Origin of the sequence: Corynebacterium oculi (assembly GCF_001412105.1) — a bacterium.
Classification (GTDB): domain Bacteria; phylum Actinomycetota; class Actinomycetes; order Mycobacteriales; family Mycobacteriaceae; genus Corynebacterium; species Corynebacterium oculi.
Genome location: NZ_LKST01000002.1, coordinates 658,379 through 678,115, shown reverse-complemented (window position 1 = coordinate 678,115; position 19,737 = coordinate 658,379). Strand labels below are relative to the sequence as shown.

At 66.3% G+C, this 19,737-nt stretch carries 17 protein-coding genes and 2 pseudogenes; 12 read left to right on the top strand and 7 right to left on the bottom strand.

What is annotated here, in order from left to right; translation table 11 throughout:
• The first annotated feature begins 266 nt into the window (after window positions 1-266).
• The gene (locus tag Cocul_RS07225) at window positions 267-1,637 is read left to right on the top strand and encodes an MFS transporter (RefSeq protein ID WP_055122582.1); all 1,371 of its coding nucleotides are present in this window, start codon (window positions 267-269) and stop codon (window positions 1,635-1,637) included.
• Window positions 1,638-1,722: 85 nt separating this feature from the next.
• Here Cocul_RS07225 and Cocul_RS07220 read toward each other — a convergent pair whose 3' ends face one another.
• Window positions 1,723-2,943 (bottom strand): dicarboxylate/amino acid:cation symporter, encoded by a 1,221-nt coding sequence (locus Cocul_RS07220; RefSeq protein WP_055122581.1) that lies wholly within the window; start codon window positions 2,941-2,943, stop codon window positions 1,723-1,725.
• A 367-nt stretch (window positions 2,944-3,310) separates the two neighbouring features.
• Between Cocul_RS07220 and Cocul_RS07215 the strand changes: the two genes are divergently transcribed.
• The gene (locus tag Cocul_RS07215) at window positions 3,311-4,033 is read left to right on the top strand and encodes an alpha/beta fold hydrolase (protein WP_082422210.1); all 723 of its coding nucleotides are present in this window, start codon (window positions 3,311-3,313) and stop codon (window positions 4,031-4,033) included.
• A 41-nt stretch (window positions 4,034-4,074) separates the two neighbouring features.
• On the opposite strand, the gene Cocul_RS07210 is transcribed toward Cocul_RS07215, so the two are convergent.
• Both Cocul_RS07210 and Cocul_RS07205 read right to left on the bottom strand, forming a co-directional pair.
• Window positions 4,075-4,872: a DUF2382 domain-containing protein gene (locus tag Cocul_RS07210; protein WP_055122579.1), complete on the bottom strand. Its 798-nt coding sequence runs from the start codon at window positions 4,870-4,872 to the stop codon at window positions 4,075-4,077.
• 364 nt (window positions 4,873-5,236) lie between these two features.
• Window positions 5,237-6,982, bottom strand: a pseudogene (locus Cocul_RS07205) (dihydroxyacetone kinase family protein).
• Window positions 6,983-7,037: 55 nt separating this feature from the next.
• Between Cocul_RS07205 and Cocul_RS07200 the strand changes: the two are divergent.
• The 10 genes from Cocul_RS07200 to Cocul_RS07155 all read left to right on the top strand — a co-directional run bounded on the left by Cocul_RS07200 (window position 7,038) and on the right by Cocul_RS07155 (window position 16,317).
• Complete coding sequence (locus Cocul_RS07200) at window positions 7,038-7,454, top strand: SdpI family protein (RefSeq protein WP_082422231.1); 417 nt, start codon at window positions 7,038-7,040, stop codon at window positions 7,452-7,454.
• Window positions 7,455-7,666: 212 nt separating this feature from the next.
• Window positions 7,667-9,241 carry an anthranilate synthase component 1 gene (locus Cocul_RS07195; protein WP_055122577.1) on the top strand — a complete coding sequence of 525 codons (1,575 nt, stop codon included), beginning with the start codon at window positions 7,667-7,669 and terminating at the stop codon, window positions 9,239-9,241.
• Window positions 9,238-9,885 carry a glutamine amidotransferase-related protein gene (locus Cocul_RS07190; protein WP_055122576.1) on the top strand — a complete coding sequence of 216 codons (648 nt, stop codon included), beginning with the start codon at window positions 9,238-9,240 and terminating at the stop codon, window positions 9,883-9,885. The genes Cocul_RS07195 and Cocul_RS07190 overlap by 4 nt, the downstream gene beginning before the upstream one ends.
• Window positions 9,882-10,910, top strand: a complete 1,029-nt coding sequence (trpD, locus tag Cocul_RS07185) for an anthranilate phosphoribosyltransferase (protein WP_055122575.1) — start codon at window positions 9,882-9,884, stop codon at window positions 10,908-10,910. Before Cocul_RS07190 ends, trpD begins: the two co-directional genes overlap by 4 nt.
• Window positions 10,885-12,396 carry a bifunctional indole-3-glycerol-phosphate synthase TrpC/phosphoribosylanthranilate isomerase TrpF gene (trpCF, locus tag Cocul_RS07180; protein WP_055122574.1) on the top strand — a complete coding sequence of 504 codons (1,512 nt, stop codon included), beginning with the start codon at window positions 10,885-10,887 and terminating at the stop codon, window positions 12,394-12,396. Before trpD ends, trpCF begins: the two co-directional genes overlap by 26 nt.
• A gap of 3 nt (window positions 12,397-12,399) precedes the next feature.
• Window positions 12,400-13,653 carry a tryptophan synthase subunit beta gene (gene trpB / locus Cocul_RS07175; RefSeq protein WP_055122573.1) on the top strand — a complete coding sequence of 418 codons (1,254 nt, stop codon included), beginning with the start codon at window positions 12,400-12,402 and terminating at the stop codon, window positions 13,651-13,653.
• Complete coding sequence (trpA, locus tag Cocul_RS07170) at window positions 13,650-14,525, top strand: tryptophan synthase subunit alpha (RefSeq protein ID WP_055122572.1); 876 nt, start codon at window positions 13,650-13,652, stop codon at window positions 14,523-14,525. The genes trpB and trpA overlap by 4 nt, the downstream gene beginning before the upstream one ends.
• 62 nt (window positions 14,526-14,587) lie before the next feature.
• Window positions 14,588-14,971, top strand: coding sequence for a Rieske (2Fe-2S) protein (locus tag Cocul_RS07165; RefSeq protein WP_055122571.1), 384 nt, complete (start codon window positions 14,588-14,590; stop codon window positions 14,969-14,971).
• A gap of 10 nt (window positions 14,972-14,981) precedes the next feature.
• Window positions 14,982-15,950, top strand: coding sequence for a bile acid:sodium symporter family protein (locus Cocul_RS07160; protein WP_055122570.1), 969 nt, complete (start codon window positions 14,982-14,984; stop codon window positions 15,948-15,950).
• Between the two features lie 49 nt (window positions 15,951-15,999).
• A complete protein-coding gene (locus tag Cocul_RS07155; protein ID WP_055122569.1) occupies window positions 16,000-16,317 on the top strand; it encodes a hypothetical protein in 318 nt (105 codons plus the stop codon).
• 25 nt (window positions 16,318-16,342) lie between these two features.
• Here the strand turns inward: Cocul_RS07155 and Cocul_RS07150 are convergent.
• The 4 genes and pseudogenes from Cocul_RS07150 to Cocul_RS07135 form a co-directional block, all read right to left on the bottom strand.
• Window positions 16,343-16,658, bottom strand: a pseudogene (locus Cocul_RS07150) (AzlD domain-containing protein).
• Between the two features lie 5 nt (window positions 16,659-16,663).
• Complete coding sequence (locus tag Cocul_RS07145) at window positions 16,664-17,473, bottom strand: AzlC family ABC transporter permease (protein ID WP_082422209.1); 810 nt, start codon at window positions 17,471-17,473, stop codon at window positions 16,664-16,666.
• Window positions 17,473-18,081, bottom strand: coding sequence for a YqgE/AlgH family protein (locus Cocul_RS07140; protein ID WP_082422208.1), 609 nt, complete (start codon window positions 18,079-18,081; stop codon window positions 17,473-17,475). The genes Cocul_RS07145 and Cocul_RS07140 overlap by 1 nt, the downstream gene beginning before the upstream one ends.
• 71 nt (window positions 18,082-18,152) lie before the next feature.
• Entirely contained in the window at window positions 18,153-19,586 is a 1,434-nt protein-coding gene (locus Cocul_RS07135) for a CCA tRNA nucleotidyltransferase (RefSeq protein WP_425388781.1), read from the bottom strand.
• Between the last annotated feature and the right edge of the window lie 151 nt (window positions 19,587-19,737).

The following is a 19,737-nucleotide window of genomic DNA, read 5'->3' as shown; positions in this document are numbered from 1 at the left end:
CCGGCCCGGCGGGGGAGAGCCCCATGCTTATCGACGCCGCCCCGTTCTGCCCCGTGCTTCCCCGGGCGCACGGTTGGGCACCGGGGCGTCGATAAGCCACCCCGGTGCGGTGGCGGGAGGAAAAATATGGCCGTTTTCGAACAAAAACCACCCCGCGCGCCACCCCCGCCCTGTAGCCTCAGTAACACTCCATGCCCCGGCGGCGATTCTGCAACAGATAACGCCCTCCGCGGCAGCTTTAGACCGACCTCAAAAGGAGGCCACCTTTGACCAGCGCAGCTCCCGCTCCGGAATTGGACGCCCAGGCCCGCAGGCGAGTGCTCTTTGCCACCACCATCGGTACCGCCGTGGAATGGTATGACTACTTTCTCTACGCCGCCTCCGCGGGATTGGTGTTCAATCACCTCTTTTTCAGCGAGCTTGAGGGCGGTTTAGCCCTGATCCTCAGCTACCTCACCGTGGGACTCTCCTTCCTCTTCCGCCCCTTCGGCGCCTTCCTCGCCGGGCATTTTGGTGACCGCTACGGCCGCCGCGTGGTGCTCATGGTCACGCTCTTTGGCATGGGTATAGCCACCACCCTCATCGGCGTGCTGCCCACCTACGAGGCCATCGGCATCGCCGCCCCGATCCTGCTGATCCTCCTGCGCATCATCCAGGGCATCTCCGCGGGCGGGGAGTGGGGCGGCGCGGTGCTGCTCTCCGTGGAGCACGCCCCCGCCAACAAGCGCGGCTTCTTTGGTTCCTTCCCCCAGATGGGCGTGCCCGCGGGCCTGCTCCTTTCCTCCGGCGTCATGGCCCTGATGAGCAACATCGCGCCTGGGGATGCCTTCCTCGACTGGGGGTGGCGCGTGCCCTTCCTGCTGAGCATCGTGCTGGTGGCGGTGGGCTACCTGGTGCGCATGGGCGTGGAGGAATCGCCCGTGTTCACCGAGATTGAGGAGCGCAAGAAAACCGCCCAGGCCCCCATCGGGGATCTCTTGCGCAAGAGCACGCCCCTGGTGTTGGTGGCGGCCCTGCTCTTTGCCGGCAATAACGCCGTGGGCTACATGACCGCCGGCGGCTACGTGCAGGGTTACGCCACCAACCCCACCGGCCCCATCGCCCTGGAGCGCAGCGTGGTGCTGTGGTCCGTCACCGCCTCCGCCGTGGCCTGGCTGGTCACCACGGGTTTTGCGGGCTGGATTTCCGACTTCTGGGGCCGCCGCACCACCTACATCGTGGGCTACCTGCTGCAATTGGTGGGGGCGGTGGCGCTCTTCCCCATCATCAACCTGGGCGGCTCCACGATGCTCACCCTCGGTCTGCTGCTGCTCACCGTGGGCCTCGGCCTGACCTACGGGCAACAATCCGCCACCTACGCCGAGCTCTTCCCCGCCTCCATGCGCTTCTCCGGCGTCTCCATCAGCTACGCCATCGGCGCGATCTTCGGCGGCGCCTTCGCCCCCATGATCGCCCAATGGCTCTTCGAAACCACCGGCGGCACCGCAGCCATCTCCGCCTACCTCGCCTTCATGACCCTCGTGGGCCTCGGAGCCGCCCTCGCGCTGCGGGATCGCACCGGCATTCCCCTCGGCCCCGATCACGAGGCCGAGCAGGCCATATCCCCCTTGCGCTTCCACAAGGTTGAGCAGGCATAGGGTTTCGCTGGTTTAGGCTGCACGAGAAAGCCCCGGATTGGCCGTAATGGCTCCTCCGGGGCTTCTTCTGTACCTGCAAGCGGGTTTAAGGGGCCACGGCCTCTTCCGCCTCGCTCGGCTCGTCCTGCTCCGGAAGGTCCCCGCGCGCGAACTTGTTGATGATGAGCGCGATCGCGCCGTCGCCCGTGACGTTCGCGGCGGTGCCAAAGGAATCAATGGCGATGTACGCGGCGATCATGAGGGCCACTTGGTCGTCGCTAAAGCCCAACATGCTGCTCAGCAACGCCACGGCCGCCATGACGGCCCCGCCCGGCACGCCGGGGGCCGCGATCATCGTGATCCCCAGCATGAAGATGAAACCCACGGCCAGGCCCACGGAGACCTCCATGCCCGCCATGTACACGATGGCGAACGCAAAGAGCGTCAGCTTCATCATGGAACCCGCCAGGTGAATCATCGCGCACAGCGGCACCACGAACCCAGCCACGCTGGCGGACACGCCGTTCTTGCGCACCGCGCGGTAGGTCACCGGAATGGTCGCCGCCGAGGACGCCGTGCCCAGGGCCGTGCCGTAGGCCGGCAGCATCGTGCCCAGCGCCTTGATCGGATTCGTGCCCGTGAGGGCGCCCGCGAGAACAAACTGGAAGAGCAGGTAGACCAGCGTCATCACCGTGGCCAGCACCAGCACCTTGCCGAAGGCCACCAGGGTATCCACGAGGTTGCCGTTCATGCCCAGGTTCAGGAACATGCCAAAGATGAATAGCGGCAGCAGCGGCACGATGAAGGCGCTTACCACCTTCATCACGATCTGCTCCAGCTCGCGGGTGGCCTGGTACAGCCGATCCGCCTTCATCGTAGCCATCGCCACGCCCAGGCAGAAGGCCAGCAGCAGGGCGCTCATCAACTCCAGTGGGGGCGGCATCTCCACCGTGAAATAGGGGGTGATGGCCCCCGCCTCGATGTCGGTCACCCCCGTGTTCAACTGCTCCCCGGAGAGCATCCGGGGGTAGACCCCGCGCGCCACACCATAGGCCAGCAGCCCGGAGAGCACCGTGGACGCATAGGCCACGCCCGTGGTGATGGCCAGCCACTTGCCCGCGCCGCGCCCCAGGCCCGCGATCGCCGGGGTAATCAGCGCGAAGATCAGCAGGGGCACAAAGAATCCCAGGAAGTTCGCAAACAGCCCATTGAAGGTGATAAAGACCCGCGCCAGGGCCTCCGGGAAGAAGAAGCTGCACGCGATACCCAGGATGATCGCCACGATCACCCGGAAGAGCAGCGAAGACGCCATGCGCTTGATGTCCATACGGTTCTGCGCTTTCTACTATCGACGACGCGGCGACGCCCTCCGTGCCACCGCCCCCGCGCCCGGCGGGCTTGCCGGAGGGGGAAGACGACATCACGGGGGATCGCCCCAGGTAGACCGTCAGAATACAAGATCGCAGGCCGAGGAAGGTAGCCGTTGCGCAGGCGTATTCCCTCCGTCTACGGGTGATTCGGAAAATTAATTTTGCAATATCGCGCAATAATTTCTCTCCCGCACGCCACTATTCCTTGTGGTTAGATGGACTCCGTGCACGATATTTCCTTAAAAACTAGTCGCGGCGATTTCGCCGCATTGGCCGCCGGTAACCCGGAGGATCAACCCGTCCTGGCCCTGCACGGCTTCCCCGATGGCCCCTGGACCTTTGAGGCCCTGGCCGCCCGGTTGGTCGAGGCCGGTTTCTACGTGGTGGCCACCTACATGCGCGGGCATCACCCCCTCGCCCGGCGGGGACAACTCCATGAAGGCCCTGGGGCAGGACGTGATCGCTCAGGTGGAGGCCCTGGGCGGCAGCGTCCACCTCATCGGGCATGACTACGGCGCGCAGATGGGCTACGAGGCGCTCAATGTTAGCCCCCATTCCTTTAAGACCGCCACCTTCCTGGCGGTATGCCACCCCAACATAATCGCCCAGAACATGAAGCGGCACCCGCTCGATGCGTGGAAATTGCGGCACGTCTTTTATTTCTCGGCGGGCACCCTGGCGGAAAAGCGCGTTCCCGCGAATAACTTTGCCTACATTGACACGCTGTGGAAGCGCTGGTCCCCGCAGTTGGAGCTGCCGGAGGGCTACCTGGATCGCGTTAAGGCCATGTACCGGGATTCCTGGCCCTCGCCCGTGGCCCAGTACCGGAACATGGATCTCACCCCCTTGACGGGCAAGTTCACCGTGCCCACCCTGCAAATCTTGGGCGCGCACGATGGCACCACCTCCGAGCACACGGCCGAAGGGAACGCCGATCTCTTCGCCGGGGAGTACTCCGAGGTAACCCTGGATAACGGGGCGCACTTCACCCACCTCGACGCCCCGGATGAGGTGGCCGATCTCATCGTGAACTGGCTGCGCAGGTAGACCCCCCGACCGCTACTGATCGGGGGGCCTGACGCGCGGTATTACTCGGTGACGGTGCCGTCGGTCTCGATGCGCTCCTTCTTCAGCTCCTCGGACACGCGCTGGGTCTCGGTCACCTGCTCCTTCTCCAGGGCCACCTTCTCCTTGGCCACGGTGTCCTTGGACACGTTCACGCGCTCCTCGTGCAGCACCACGGAGGCCTCTTCGTCGGTGAGCGGCTGGCCGTCCACCTTCTCATCGCCCGTCAGCGGGGTGCGCACTACGCGCACCTCCTCGCGGCTGACCGGCACGTCCACGGTCTCGGTCTCGGTCACCACGAACTTGCGCAGGCGGGCCTCGCCGGTCTGCACGTTCTCCTTGGAGACGTTCAGTTCCTCCTCGGAACGCACCAGGGTGTTCTCGTCCGTGGCGGCGGCCTTGGGCGCCTGCTGCTCGGTCTCGGCCTTGGTCTCGGCGGCAGCGGCGGCCTCGCTGGTCTCCTGGGTCTTAGGCGACCGCGATTCGGTGTAGATGTCCTGGTACTCGGCGGCACCCACGCCGTAGTGCTCGTTCAGGCGGCTCTGATCCGTGGTGGTCAAGGCGGTATCGGAGCCAAAGTCCGGGGCGTCCTTGATGAGATCCTTGGCAAAGGCCAGGCGAAGTTCCTCGCCCTCGAAGGTGGCCCCGCGCAGCGGAACCAGGGAGGAGTTCAGACCAAAAAGGCCGTGGCTGACTTCCACGAAGGTGGGCTTTCCGGTGTTATCGTCCAGGAAAACCTCCTTAATGCTGCCCAGCTTATCCCCGGCGTTATCGTAGGCGGTGGCGTCAAAGAGATCCGCGATGTTCTTCTTCGTGCTCATGCTCAATTCCTTTCTTTAAGTAAAACTCTGGCGGCCACTCAGGGTCTGAACTATTCGGCTGCAACCCCGCTCATGCTTGGTTGCTCGAACATTATCGACGCTATCAACGCCCTCGCCGCTCCGCCAGGGGAGTTTTTGCAGGTCACAAACACATAAAGGAAAACGCTATCGAACCTTAGGGGTAGGACTATCAATGAAAAGGCCGCTGGGCAGGAGGGATACGCGGCCCGCCGCAACGAGCCCGGGTGAACCTACTACCCCGCTCCCACCACACCCCCAGGAGAAAGTAATCAAATTGTTACCGCCACTATGGCGCTCCCGCTCCGTCTGAAACTACGGACATGTCGTTTTTCGAGTTCCGTGCTCAACCCCGAGCCTCCCCGCCATCCCCTCCGAACAACCACGCCACCAACAGCGCCCCCGGATCCATCACGTCCCGCGAGGCCTCGCCTAGGTACGAGGCCCGCCCCTTCCTCGCCACCGTTCCCCTCGTGCTTTCCGCCCCGCCCAGGGCCGCGCGGTGAATCTCCGCCAGCGCTCGCTCAAACCCAGCCCCCGCGTCTGCCTGCCGCTCGGCCTCCTCGGCGGCGGGCAGGAGGGCGTCGAGAAGCGTGCCGTCGCCCCGCCGGGCGTCGCCGAGGTCCGCGATCGCCTCGCACCCGCGCCGCAATCCCTGCGCGAGTCCCCGCGTGGAACCCGTGGAACCATCGCTCGCCGCCGCGAGTTCCCGGAAGAGAGTGCCCAGAACCGCCCCGGAGGTGCCGCCGGAGCGAACGAGGAAGCGGCGCGACAGCCCGGAGAAAACCTCGGCGTTCTCCCCGCGCAGGGGCAGGGAGAGATCCCCCAGGGCGGCCTCCATGTTGGTGCCAAAGTCCCCGTCGCCCGCCAGGCGATCGAGGTCGGTGAGCGTCCCGGTGCCCTCCTACACCCGGCGCACAAAGGCACCGAGCCAGGCGTTTTCCGGGCCGTCGGCGGGCATGGCATCCTCCGCGCACAGCAGGGCGGGGGAGTAGCGGGCCTCGCGGCCGAGCGCCCCGGGCCAGGCGGGAGCGGTGGTGGGGGCGTCGATAAGGCCTATTATCTCCTCGGTGGCGCGGGTGAGGGTGATCGAGGCCCCGGCCATGGTCAAGGCGGTGACGTAATTGCCCACCAGGCTGCGCCGGATCACAATGCCACACCGCTCCAACCAGCCCGCCGCCTGCCCAAAGAGCAGGTGCAGTTCCAGCGATGAGGTGCCTCCTAGCCCGTTGACCAGGCATATCACCTCCTCCCCGCGCTCTAGCCCCAGCGAGGAAACGATCCTTTCTAACAGGCGCTCCACCACCACGGCGGCGGGCGCGGCCTCCTCGCGGGAGGTACCGCGCTCGCCGTGGATACCCACCCCCACCTCCATGCACCCCGGCTCCAGATCAAAGGTATTGTTCCCTCTGGTGGGGAGGTGGCCGGGAGCGAGCGCCACGGCCATGCTGCGGGAATGATCCGCCACCCACTGCGCGATCTCCGCCACCCGATCCAGGTCATCCCCTCGCTGGGCCGCCGCCCCGGCCATCTTTTCCACCAGGATCGTGGCCGCGGTGCCGCGCCGTCCCGGCCCCTCGCTTGCCGCGCCGCCGGTTGCCCCGGAGGGGTCCGCGGTTCCGGCGCTCTCGGTATTTTCGGTGTTTTCCGTGGCCACGTCCTCCGCCACCCGCACCTCGCGCGTGCGCACGCCCTCGGCGGCGAGTGTCTGGCGGGCCACCCGGAAATTCATCACGTCGCCCGTATAATTCTTCACCACATGGAGCACCCCCTCGCCTTGATCTGCCCAGCGCGTGGCCTCGGTGATCTGCACGGCGTTGGGGGAGGTGAAGATCAATCCGGGGCACACCGCGCTGAGCATTCCCGCACCCACGAACCCCGCGTGGAGGGGTTCGTGGCCGGAACCGCCGCCAGAGACCACGGTGACCTGCGGCTTCGTGCCGGTGGGGGCGGCGTCGTAAGCGATAAAGCCGCGCTCGTCCCAGCGGGCCCGGGGGTGCGCCGCGACGATCCCGCCGAGGGCCTCGGGCAGGAAGCCGGCGGGGGAGTTGCGGAAGGAGGGGACTGCGTGGGGGCTGCTCGTGCCGGTCATGGGACCAAGGGTAGTGCGCTCAGGTTTCCGCGGCGAGGGGCCTACAATGATCCTCATGATCTTCGGCGTGATCCTGCTTATCCTCGGCCTCATCCTCACCGTCATCGGCGGCCTCGCGTGGGCAGCCAAGCTTCCCGGCAACGCGGTGGTGGGAATCCGCGTCCCCGAGGTGCGCAAGAGCCAAGACCTGTGGGAGATGGCACACCGGATCGCCGGCCCCTTCTGGACTCTCGGCGGCATCTCCCTGCTCTTCGGCGCGTGCTTCGCCTTCATCGCCCAGGGCTGGCTGTGGGCCCTGCCGGTGCTCACCGTCTTGATTGCCCTGGTGGCCGTGGGGGCCGGGGCGGGACAGGCCGCGCACGCCGTGGCGGCTATCGACGCCCGCCGCATGATCGAGGCGGAGACCGGCGGCCCCAAGCCTGCGGTAGACGTAGCGGCCCTGCGCCGAGCGGCGCGAGCCTCAGATCGCTAATACCCTTGCTTATTACCCATGCCACTGATTAGGATGGCGGTGTGACGTTGAGCATTTCTCATTCTCCCCAGTGGTGGTGGCGCGCTTCCTAGCGAGCCGCCACTCTCACGCATAACACGGGCTCGCGGGCTTCCCCAGGGAAGCGGCGGGCCTTCCGCGTATCCGGGGTCCGCTTCACCGAAAGATCGCAGAACAATGAAGGATGAAGCCACATGACTAAAAATACCCACACTCAACCCCATATCATAGAGCGTAATGTGACGTATCACGAGGACGCCGCGGCCCTCTTCCGGGAACTCGGTGGCACCGACCCCTCGGAGGGCTCCGCCGGGGCCGCCCTGCTGGAGAGCGCCGATATTTCCACCCGTTCCGGCATTAGCTCCCTCGCCGTCCTGAACAGCTCCCTCCGGCTCACCTGCCAGGATCAGCGCGTGACGGTCACCGCGCTCAGCCCCTCCGGGGAGCACCTGCGTTCCACCCTCCTGGCCGCGCTCCCAGATTACGCCACCGGGGAGGGCTTCCGCTTTCCCCCGTCCGAAGCCGCGGAGGAGGGGGAGCGACTCACCGCGATCAGCACCGTGGAGCCCCTGCGGCGCCTGCAATCCCTGCCCGGTTTCCCCCCGGGCCTGCCGCTACTGGTGGGGGGCATGGCCTTTGATTACCTGGGGACCTTCGAGGAACTCCCCGAGGTGGCGGATTCCGCCAATACCTACCCCGATTATCAATTCCACCTGGCCGAGGTCATGCTGGAGATCAATCACCGCGAGCGCACCGCCGTGCTACGTGCCGTCGCGGTGGGGGAGCACGAGTCCGAGGTTCGACGCCGCGTGGAGGAACTCGCGGAGAAAATCTCGATGTTTCACGTGAAACATGACCCGGTCACCCCCGTCCCCCAAGGTACCCTCCGCGCTACCGCCGGAACTTCCGACGCCGACTTCCGCGCCCAGGTAGAGGACATGAAGCGGCACATCGACTGCGGGGACATCTACCAGGTGGTGCCCTCCCGCTCCTTCACCGCTCCCTGCCGGGACGCCTTCTCAGCCTACCTGCACCTGCGCGGCACCAATCCCAGCCCCTACATGTTCTACCTACGCGGCATCTCCACCGATGAGCGCCCCTACGAGCTCTTCGGCGCCTCCCCCGAATCCAACCTCAAGTTCGAGGCCGCCACCCGCACCTTGCAGCTCTATCCCATCGCCGGAACCCGCCCGCGCGGCCTCCACCCGGACGGATCGGTGAATCACGAGCTGGATATTCGCCACGAACTCGCCATGCGCACCGACACCAAGGAACTCGCCGAGCACACCATGCTGGTGGACCTCGCCCGCAACGACCTCGCCCGCGTGGCCGAGCCGGGCACCCGCCGCGTGGCCGACCTCCTTCAGGTGGATCGCTACTCGCGCGTCATGCACCTCGTCTCCCGCGTCACCGCCACCCTGGCCCCCGGCCTCGACGCCCTCGACGCCTACCGCGCCTGCATGAACATGGGCACCCTCACCGGCGCGCCCAAGTTGCGCGCCACGGAGCTGCTGCGCGGCGTGGAGGGAATACGACGCGGCTCCTACGGCGGGGCCGTGGGCTACCTGCGCGGGGGAGGGGACATGGATACCTGCATCGTGATTCGCTCCGCCTTCGTCCAGGACGGCACCGCCGTGGTGCAGGCCGGGGCCGGGGTGGTGCGGGACTCCGACCCCCAGGCGGAGGCCGATGAATCCCTACACAAGGCCTACGCCGTGCTCCACGCCCTCGCCCTCGCCGCCGGTAAGAACCTGGAGGTAATCCGATGACCGCCCACATCGTGCTCGTAGATAACCACGATTCCTTTGTGTACAACCTCGTCGATGCGCTGCGCACCAGTGGACACCGCTGCACCGTGTTCCGCAACACCGTGGCGGTGGCGGAGATCATGGCCTCCCAGCCCGATCTTCTGGTGTTCTCCCCGGGGCCGGGCCATCCCCGCCAGGCGGGAACAATGATGGATACCCTGGCCCTCGCCCTGGAAAGCCGCATCCCCGTGCTCGGAATCTGCCTGGGGTTCCAGGCGGTCCTGGAGCACTTCGGTGGGAGTGTGGTGCCCTGCGGCCCCGTTCACGGCACCACGGACATCATGCGTCTCACCCCGGCCGCCTCGGCCACCGCCCTCTTCCGGGGGTTGACGATCGACGCCGAACCAGATCACCCCGAGGACCCCGGCCACGCCGTCCCCGTGGCACGGTATCACTCCCTGAGCTGCACCACGGTACCCGCCGAAATGGAGGCCCTGGGCTGGTCAGACTCCCGCATCGGTGAGGTGGTCATGGCCGCCCGCTGCACCGACCGGCCCGCCATCGGTCTGCAATTCCACCCAGAATCCGTGCTCAGCCCCAGCGGCCCGATCCTACTCGATCGCCTCCTCACTCATCTCCTGCATCACGGAAAGGAAGCAGCGTGACCAGCCCCGAAGCCCTCCACCACCTCATCGCATACCTGGACGAGCCTCACCCCTCCGCGGAACAGGCCCAGGAGGTATTCACCCCCCTCACGGTGGGCGATTACGATGACGTGCACATCGCCGCCCTTCTCACCGCCGTTCGCACGCGGGGGGAAACCAGCGCCGATGTCCTCGGCGCGGCGCGCGCCTTCCTCGCCGCCGGGAGGCCCTTCCCCCTCACCGGGGCCGGGATCACCGATACCGCCGGCACCGGGGGAGACGGCCTGAACACCATCAACATCACCACGGGTGCCTCGCTCCTCGCGGCGGCGGGCGGGGTACCCATGATTAAGTGCGGTAACCGCTCGGTGTCCTCCGCCTCCGGCTCCGCCGACGTGCTTGAGGCCATGGGTATTCCCCTGGACCTCGATCCCGAGCGGGCCGTGCGGCAGTTCCAGGCCTCCCGCTTCACCTTCCTCTTTGCCCCGGCCTATCACCCGGCCATCGCCCACGTGCAGCCCGTGCGGAGGGCACTCAAGGTACCCACCATCTTCAATATCCTGGGGCCGGTGCTTTCCCCGGCCCGCCCGGAGTTTCAGATCATGGGGGTGGCCAACCCGCGCCTGGGCAGGATGCTCGCGGAGGTGTTCCGCGATCTGGGCCGCACCCGCGCCCTGGTGGTTCACGGCTCCGGCGCGGATGAGATCGCCGTGTGGGGGCCCACCCAGGTATGGGAACTCACCCCCGCCGGTGAGATCGAGGAATACACCCTGACCCCGCAGGAGATGGGCCTTGACACCCATGCCCTGAGCGACCTCGTGGGTGGAGGCGCCCAGGAGAACGCCCGCCACCTTTACGCCGCCTTCGACGCCACCGGCCCGGCCGCGCACCGGGAGGCCCTGGCCGCCTCGGCGGGGGCGATGTTCTACGTTTCCGGGCATAGCCCCTCGATCCGCGAGGGCGTGGAGCGCGCCCTGGATACGATGGCGGACGGCACCGTGACTCAGTGGTTGCACACGCATGAGGAGGCAAACTATGGCAACTAACCTTCCCACCGTTCTCGAAGGCATCGTGAACGCCCGGCGCACGCACCTCGCGGAGATCCGCGCCCGCATCTCTCACGTCGATCCCGAGGCCCTGCCGCGCTCCACCCGTTCCCTCCGCCGAAGCCTTGGCGGGGGAGAGGAGGGGGGCGCCGCCAACACCAACCGCTTCATCATGGAGTGCAAGGCCTCTTCCCCCTCCCTGGGAGTGATCCGCGAGCATTACGAGCCGGGTGCCATCGCCGCCGTCTATTCCCGGTACGCCTCGGCCATCTCGGTGCTGTGCGAACCGGAACGCTTCGGAGGAGATTACGATCACCTGGCCACCGTGGCCGCCAGCACGCACCTCCCGGTGCTTTGCAAGGACTTCATCATCGACCCCGTGCAGATTCACGCGGCGCGGTACTTCGGGGCGGACGCCATTCTCCTCATGCTCTCCATCCTCGATGACGTCTCCTATACCAACCTCTCCGCCGAGGCCGCGCGGCTCAACATGGACGTTCTCACCGAGGTCATCGACGAGGACGAGGTGGCCCGCGCGCAGCGCCTGGGGGCACGGATCGTGGGCATCAATCATCGCAACCTCCACGACCTCTCCATCGACCTCTCCCGCTCCCAACGCCTCGCCGCGCTTCTGCCTCACGACGTCGTGGTGGTCTCCGAGTCCGGTATCCGCGATCACGCCACCGTTGGTCGGTTGGGCGGCCACTCCCACGCCTTCCTGGTGGGATCGCAGCTCACCGGCCAACCGGACATCGACCGCGCCGCCCGCCGCCTGGTCTATGGTGAGAACAAGGTCTGCGGGCTCACCCGCCCCTCGGCGGCGCAGGCCGCCCGCGCCGCCGGGGCGGTGTACGGCGGGTTGATCTTCGAGGAGGCCTCGCCGCGCAATGTTTCACGTGAAACGGCGCGATCCATTATCTCCGCCGAACCCGGCCTGGACTATGTGGCCGTGTCCCGCCGCGATGTCGGGTGGGGGGAACTCCTATCCGGCCTCGACGTCACCGCCATTCAGATTCACGCCCCCCACCGGGGATCCCTGGAGGCCGAGAGAGACATGCTCCACGCCATCCGCACCGACCTTGATGCTCACGGTCGGGGAGAGGTGGCAATCTGGCGCGCGGTTTCCATGACGGAAGAGGGGGCCGCGCGGACGGCCCGGGATCTCGCCTCGCTGATTGGCGAGGGTCTCCTGACCCGGCTGGTGCTGGACTCCGGCTCCGGCGGAACGGGCCACGCCTTCGAGTGGACACAGATACCCGACGAGGTTCGTTCCGTCTCCCTACTGGCCGGGGGGATCGGCCCCGGCAACCTTTCCCAGGCGCTCGACGTTGGCTGCGCGGGGGTGGACCTCAATTCCGGCGTGGAATACGGGCCGGAATCCGGGGCCTGGGCCGGGCAGAAAGACACCGCCGCGCTGAACCACGCCTTCCGCCTGATCCGCTCGCATAGCTCGCACAGCACCAGCACACCTGACGAAGGGAAATAAATCATGTCCGATACCCACCCCCTGCTCCCGGCCTATTTTGGGGAGTTCGGCGGCCAATTCGTTCCCGAATCCCTCATTCCCGCCCTCGATCAACTGGAGCGTGCCTTCGTGGAGGCCCTCAGCGACGAGGCCTTCATGGGGGAATACCGCTCCCTCCTCCGCGATTATCTTGGGCGGCCCACCCCCCTCACCGAGTGCCGGAATGTTCCACGTGAAACATCGACGGGCTCCCGCGTGCGCATCTTCCTCAAGCGCGAGGATCTGGTACACGGCGGTGCCCACAAGACCAACCAGGTAATCGGCCAGATTCTCCTGGCCAAAAAAATGGGGAAGAAGCGCATCATCGCGGAGACCGGCGCGGGACAGCACGGCACCGCCACGGCCCTCGCCTGCGCCCTGCTCGGCATGGAGTGCGTGATCTACATGGGCGCCAAGGACGTCGAAAGGCAGCAGCCCAACGTCTATCGCATGAGGCTCCACGGGGCCACCGTGATCCCGGTGGACGCCGGATCCGGCACCCTCAAGGACGCCGTGAACGAGGCCCTGCGCGATTGGACGGCCACCTTCCACGAGTCCCACTATCTGCTGGGCACCGCCGCCGGGCCGCACCCCTTCCCCACGCTGGTCAAGGAGTTTCACCGCGTGATCTCCCAGGAGGCCAAGGCACAGATCGTCGAGCGCACCAGCGCGCTTCCCGACGTCGTGGTGGCCTGCGTGGGCGGCGGCTCCAACGCCATCGGCATGTTCGCGGAGTTCATCGACGAGCCCTCCGTGGAACTCGTGGGCACCGAGGCCGCCGGGGAGGGTATAGATTCCGGCCGCCACGGGGCCACTATCACCAACGGCCAGGTGGGCATCCTTCACGGGGCGCGCTCATACCTCATGCGCACCTCCGAGGGGCAGGTGGAGGAATCCTACTCCATCTCCGCCGGCCTGGATTACCCCGGCGTGGGCCCGGAGCACGCTCATCTCTCCGCCACCGGGCGGGCGCAATACGTGGGTATCACGGACGCTGAGGCCCTGGAGGCCTTCCAAATCCTCGCTCGCCGCGAGGGCATCATTCCGGCCCTGGAATCCTCCCACGCCTTTGCCTACGCGCTCAAGCGCGCCCGCACGGCGCAGGAAAACAATCAGGATCTCACCATCCTCGTCTCCCTTTCCGGGCGCGGAGACAAGGACGTGGATCACGTGCGCCGCACCCTCGACGAGCACCCGGAACTCGTGCTCTCCGAACTCACCCTGGAGGAAAACCGATGAGCCGCTTCACCACCCTCTTCTCCCGTCTGCACAACGAAGGCGCCTTCGTGCCCTTCCTCATGCTGGGGGACCCCTCCCCAGAGGACTCCCTCGCCATCGTACGCACCCTCGTCGCCGCCGGGGCCGACGCCCTCGAACTCGGCGTGCCCTTCTCCGATCCCGTGGCCGATGGACCCACCATTCAGGCCTCCCACGTCCGCGCCCTGGCCGGGGGAGTGGGCCTGGCCGATGCCCTCGCCTTGATCCGCACGATCCGCGAGGAGTTCCCTCGCCTTCCACTGGGCATCCTCGTATACGGCAACGTGCCATTTTCCCGAGGCCTAGACACCTTCTACCAGGAGTTCGCCGAGGCGGGGGCGGACGCAATCCTCCTGCCCGATATTCCGGTGCGGGAAGGTGCGCCCTTCATCGCCGCCGCCGAACGCGCGGGCGTCGATCCCGTATTCATCGCCCCGGCGGGGGCCTCGGAGAAGGTCCTGGAGTCCGTGGCCGCGTGCTCCAAGGGATACATCTACGCCGTTTCCCGTGACGGGGTGACCGGCACGGAGAAACAATCGGAGACCACCGGGCTCAAGGAGGCCGTGGGGCACGTGGCGCGCTTTGGCGGCGCACCCATTCTCTTGGGCTTCGGCATCTCCCGCCCGGAGCACGTGCGCGCCGCTATCCAGGCGGGGGCGGCGGGGGCCATCACCGGCTCCGCCATCACCAGGATCGTGGAGAGGCATTGCGTGCCCGATCTCTCGCGCACCCCCCGCCCTGAACACCCAGGGCACTCCGAACATGACCTCCCGGCCTTCCGAGTGGGGGACATGGAGGCGCTCCGAGCGGAGCTGGGGGAGTACGTGCGGGAGATGAAAAAGGCAACACTGTGACTTAAACTCGCTTAGGCTCCGCTTGCTTTTACCCAGGGCCCAGGCGGCGCATACTGGAAGGCATGGTCACATCTCAGCTTCCCCCGTGCAGCCGCCGCCTCTTCCTCCTGGGGAGTGCCACCACCTTCGCCGGCGCGGTGCTCGCCGCCTGCGGCTCCGGGCCTACCGAGGAGATCGCCGCCACCGACGTCCCCGTGGGGAGCGCCGTGATCGTGGGGGACTTCATCATCGCACAACCCCAGCGGGGCCAGTACCGCGCCTATTCCACCACCTGCCCGCACCAAAGCAGCAAGATCACCGAGGTGGAGGGGGAGACGGTGCGCTGCACCTCCCATAACTCCGTGTTCTCCCTGTCCGATGGCTCGGTGGTGGAGGGCCCGGCCCGTTCTCCTCTCACGGAGGGCACCGTTGAGGAAAAGGGAACAAACCTGAGCGTGAGCCTCTAGACTCTCCTAGATGAGTCTGCTGAAGCGCCAAGACCCCCTTATCTTCCTCATCATCGCCGCCGTGATGGTGGCCATAGTGGCGCCGGCCCGTGGTTCCTTCGCGGAGGCGTTTTCCTCGGCCACCTCCGTGGCCATCGCCCTGCTCTTTTTCCTCTACGGGGCGCGCCTTTCCACCCAGGAGGCCCTGCGGGGGCTTTATCATTGGCGGCTTCACCTTCTGATCCTCTCCTTTACCTTCCTGGTCTTTCCGCTCATCGGTTTGGCGCTCAGGCCACTCACGTTCTTCCTCTCCGAGGATCTTTATCTGGGTATTCTCTTTCTCACCTTGGTGCCTTCCACGGTGCAGTCCTCGGTGGCCTTCACCTCCATCGCCCGGGGCAACGTCGCCGGGGCCATCGTGGCGGCCTCCGTGAGCAACCTCGCCGGGGTGTTTCTCACACCCCTGCTCGTTTTTGCCCTCATGAACTCCCGCTCGGGGCTGCATATTGATGCCTCCGTGTTCCTGAACATCGCCCTACAACTTCTCGTCCCGTTCGTTCTGGGCCAGATGGCCCACCGCTGGATCAAGGGCTTCGCCGCACACAAGGCCACCAAGATCGTGGATCGTGGTTCCATCACGATGGTGGTGTACTCCGCTTTTTCCGCGGGCATGGTGGACGGGGTGTGGCGATCCACGTCCGTCGCGGAGATTCTTTTCCTCGTCGCGCTCTCCATAGCCCTGGTGGCCTTCATGTTGTGGTTCACCCGCGTGAGCGCGCAGCGCCTGGGTTTTGAGCGGGGAGACGTCCTGGCCGTACAGTTCTGTGGCACAAAGAAGTCCCTCGCTTCGGGCCTGCCCATGGCCTCCGTGATCTTTGGGGGATCGGCCCTGGGGCTTTTCATCCTGCCCCTGATGATCTTCCACCAGGTGCAGCTGATGATGTGCTCCTGGCTGGCCTCCCGTTACGCCCTCCGGGAAGAGGAGCCGCCGCGCGGCTAACCCACCGCCCTGGGATCACTACAGCCCTGGGATCGCTACAATCAGTGCAATGAGTTCCCCCCTGTTTATCCGCACCACTCTCACCATCCCCGGTGCCGGCACCGCCGTGCACGTGGCCGAGCTCCTGCCCCTCAGCGAGGAGGAATGCCGCATGGTGCGCATCGTGGAGGTCGATCCCTCGGGAAACCCGGTGGGCGCGGGGATAGGGGATCGCCACTATGGCATGGATACCCCGCCCCAGGAGGTTGTGCCGCACCCCCAGACGTATAGCGCCTTCCCCGATATTTCTTCCGAAACTCTGAGCGCGGGGGAGTTCCAGGTCCTGTGGGAGCGCGCTCTTCAGGCCTTCCCAGGCCTAAACACCTAGGGCTGAACAACCTAGGGCTGGACCCCTAAAACACCGCGTTCACCAGGATCATGTACACGGCGGTGCCCCCAATGATGGAGAGGCCGCCTGCCGTTTCCAGGCGTGGAGTGCCAGGGTGGCGGCCCCTGCCAGCAGGGAGGCCCCCAACCCGCCGGGGTTCTGCCCCTGGCCCGCAACGGTGTACACCACCAGCACCACCATCACGCCCACCGGCATCGTCAGGCCCAGGTGCCCATGAAGCGGCTTCGGCGCAGCACCTTCTTGGCGCTGTAGGGGAGTTGGCGCAGAAGCACGGTCACCGCCGCCACCATTCCCAGGCTCACCCCCTCCGGTAGTCCCATGCCGGTCACCCACCCTCGCCGTCGCGCTGAGCCTCCCGAGCCTGTTCGGTATCGGAGGCATCGGAAGCGAGCCCGCTCCGCCCACCCCTCGTAGGAAGCCCTACGGAGGAAAAGGCCCGTGATTCTTCCCAGCGGAAGCGCACCACCAGGATGAGGACGTAGAGCACCAGGGCCACCATGAGCATGTTGCCCGGTGCCACCAGGGCGGTCACCACGGCGAGGCCGCCCGCCAGGAGCGGCAGGAAGGGGTCTCGATTATTGTCAAAGGATTCCCAGGCCAGGACGATGAAGAGCGCGGTGAGGGCAAACTCCATGCCTAGAATATCGGCCGGGAGGGCCTGCCCCAGGAGCGCGCCAAGGATGCCGGGGATCACCCAGAGCGCCTGACAGAATATTTGAATGGTCAGCACCCTCACGCCGCTCAATGATCCCGGCGGGTGGGAGGAGGCCACGGCGTAGGATTCGTCGGTGAGCGCGTATGTGGAGTAAGCCCGCCCGGCGGCGGTGGGAATGGAGTCGCGGGGGAAGGTCAGCCCGTAGAAGATGTGGCGGAAGTTCACCATGAACCCGGTGATCGTGGCGGAAACCGGGCCGATTCCCGCGGCCACCAGGCTGATCGCCAGAAACTCCATGGAGCCTGCGCAGATCACCAGGGAGAAGATCGGCGTCCACCACCAGGCATAACCGGATTGCACCATGAGCATACCGAAGGCCAGTCCCAGGGGGATCAGCCCCAGGCCCACCGTCCAGGTATCGGTGAGGCCCGCGCGTATGTCCCGCCATGTTTCACGTGAAACATCTCGCGGGCCGCGCATTAGTTTTCTCCCGGATCGACGGGGTAGGTGGAGAAGAGCGGCAGCGGCATGGGCTGGCGCCGCATAACCTCCGCCCACAAATCCGAGCGGCCGGGGGCCACCACGTCCGAGGGCAGGGCGGGAGCCACGTACCAATCGCCGCGCTCAATCTCCTCCATCAGCTGCCCCGGCCCCCACTCCGCATACCCGGCAAAGAGCCTCATACCCTCAATATCCTCGCGCAGCTCCTCGGGATCGGCACCCAGGTCCACCATCACCAGGCGGGTGGCCAGGCGATTCAGGTGGGGGTGATTCTCCGTCTCCACTCCCTGAGCCGGCACCCCCACGCCCACCACGGACTGCTGTTGCAGGGGGCCTCCGATGTACAGCGCCTGGGGCTTAGCCACCACGCCCAGCCACTCCGGCATGACGTTATACACCGCCAGATCGCTGCGGGAGGCCAGGTTCACCCCAAAGGTCAGCGCGTCATTGTGCTCGATCACCAGCACCACGGAGCGTGCAAAGGCCTCCGATTCCATGCCCGGGGCGGCCACCAGAAGCATTCCCGGCGCCGGATCGTTGCGTTCCAGGGCGTTAAATAACCTATCCGCGTAATATTCCTCGGCCACGGGGCCTCGTCCTTCCTCTCTCTTTCTTCGCTACCACAGCCCCCACACCACAGTCCCACGCCGGGCGCAGGCTACTCGGCCCGCCCGGCCCACCACTGGCGCAAGACCTCGATGGCCTCGTCGCGTTCCATCGGCCCGCGTTCCAGGCGCACCTCCTTGAGGTAGGCCCAGGCGCGGCCCACTTCCGGCCCCGGCGTAAGTCCCAGGATCTCCATGATCTCGTTGCCGTCCAGGTCGGGGCGCACCCGAGCCAGATCCTCCTTGGCCTGAATCTCCACGATCCGCTCTTCCAGGCGATCGTAGCTGGCCTGCAAGCGGGCTGCTTTCTTTTTATTCCGGGTGGTGCAATCCGCCCGCACCAGTTTGTGCAGGCGGGGCAGGAGCGGCCCAGCGTCGGTCACGTATCGCCGCACCGCCGAGTCCGTCCATTGGCCCTCGCTAAACCCGTGGAAGCGCATGTGCAGGAACACCAGTTGCCCCACATCGCTGACCATCTGCTTGGAATACTTCAGCGCGCGCATGCGCTTGCGCACCATCTTTGCCCCCACCACCTCGTGATGGTGGAAGGTCACCCCGCCGCCCGGCTTGGCGGCGCGGGTGGCGGGCTTTCCGACGTCGTGAAGCAACGCTGCCCAGCGCAACACCAGGTCCGGGCCTTCCTCCGGCTCCTCCTGGTCGATGGCTTGGCGCAGCACCGTCATGGAGTGGGCGTAGACGTCCTTGTGCTGGAGGTGCTCGTCCGGGGTGAGGTGCAGGCCCGCCACCTCGGGGAAGATGATGTCCGCGATGCCGGTGCGTACGAGCAGCTCCCAGCCTGCCTCGGGGCGTTGTCCGCCCATGAGTTTGTCTAGCTCCGCCCGCACCCGTTCTGCGGTGATGCGCCGGATCTCCCCGGCCATCTGCCGCATGGCCTCCTCCACGCGTTCGGCCACCCGGATCTCCAGCTGGGAAACAAAGCGGGCGGCGCGCAACATGCGCAGAGGATCGTCGGCAAAGGACTCCTCCGGGGTGGCGGGGGTGTCGAGGATTCCGGCGCGCAGCGCGGCAAAGCCATTCATCGGGTCATGGAAGCGCCCGCGCACCCCGGCGTCCTCCCCGGCCGAGTCCACAAAGAGTTCCACCGCCATGGCGTTGAGGGTGAAGTCCCGGCGCACTAGGTCGCCGTCGAGGGTGTCGCCAAAGCGCACCTCGGGGTTGCGGGTCACGCCGTCGTAGGAGTCGGAGCGAAACGTGGTGATCTCTATCTGCTGCCCGTCTTTTTCCGCGGAGACCGTGCCGAACTCGATGCCGGTGTCCCAGACCGCCGGTGCGTATCCCTCCAGAATCTCCTGGATCACCTGGGGCCTGGCGGAGGTGGTGAAGTCCAGGTCGTGCCCGAGGCGGCCCAGGAGGGCGTCGCGCACGGAGCCCCCCACCAGGTAAAGCGATTCGCCTCGCTGGGAGAAGGCCCGCACCATGCCGCTGAGCACCGGGCTGAGCGTGCGCACCGCGCGTTCTGCCCGCATGAGCATGTCCGCTTCCGCAAGTTCGAGCTGTGGTTCCTGGCTTTCCTGGTTTTTCACCCGCCTGATTCTACCTTCCCGCCACGCACCCACCCCGCAGAATGCCACCGGAATGGCAACCGGAATGCCGCCAGAACACCAGCGGAATACCACA

What these genes read in the sequence shown, in the direction of transcription:
- Cocul_RS07135 (WP_425388781.1), bottom strand. Translation starts at nt 19,586, where the DNA reads ATGCGGGCAGAACGCGCGGTGCGCACGCTCAGCCCGGTGCTCAGCGGC.
- Cocul_RS07210 (WP_055122579.1), bottom strand. Translation starts at nt 4,872, where the DNA reads ATGAGCACGAAGAAGAACATCGCGGATCTCTTTGACGCCACCGCCTAC.
- Cocul_RS07195 (WP_055122577.1), top strand. Translation starts at nt 7,667, where the DNA reads ATGACTAAAAATACCCACACTCAACCCCATATCATAGAGCGTAATGTG.
- Cocul_RS07190 (WP_055122576.1), top strand. Translation starts at nt 9,238, where the DNA reads ATGACCGCCCACATCGTGCTCGTAGATAACCACGATTCCTTTGTGTAC.
- Cocul_RS07200 (WP_082422231.1), top strand. Translation starts at nt 7,038, where the DNA reads ATGATCTTCGGCGTGATCCTGCTTATCCTCGGCCTCATCCTCACCGTC.
- Cocul_RS07165 (WP_055122571.1), top strand. Translation starts at nt 14,588, where the DNA reads ATGGTCACATCTCAGCTTCCCCCGTGCAGCCGCCGCCTCTTCCTCCTG.
- Cocul_RS07160 (WP_055122570.1), top strand. Translation starts at nt 14,982, where the DNA reads ATGAGTCTGCTGAAGCGCCAAGACCCCCTTATCTTCCTCATCATCGCC.
- trpCF (WP_055122574.1), top strand. Translation starts at nt 10,885, where the DNA reads ATGAGGAGGCAAACTATGGCAACTAACCTTCCCACCGTTCTCGAAGGC.
- trpA (WP_055122572.1), top strand. Translation starts at nt 13,650, where the DNA reads ATGAGCCGCTTCACCACCCTCTTCTCCCGTCTGCACAACGAAGGCGCC.
- Cocul_RS07215 (WP_082422210.1), top strand. Translation starts at nt 3,311, where the DNA reads ATGGCCCCTGGACCTTTGAGGCCCTGGCCGCCCGGTTGGTCGAGGCCG.
- Cocul_RS07155 (WP_055122569.1), top strand. Translation starts at nt 16,000, where the DNA reads ATGAGTTCCCCCCTGTTTATCCGCACCACTCTCACCATCCCCGGTGCC.
- trpB (WP_055122573.1), top strand. Translation starts at nt 12,400, where the DNA reads ATGTCCGATACCCACCCCCTGCTCCCGGCCTATTTTGGGGAGTTCGGC.
- Cocul_RS07220 (WP_055122581.1), bottom strand. Translation starts at nt 2,943, where the DNA reads ATGGACATCAAGCGCATGGCGTCTTCGCTGCTCTTCCGGGTGATCGTG.
- Cocul_RS07145 (WP_082422209.1), bottom strand. Translation starts at nt 17,473, where the DNA reads ATGCGCGGCCCGCGAGATGTTTCACGTGAAACATGGCGGGACATACGC.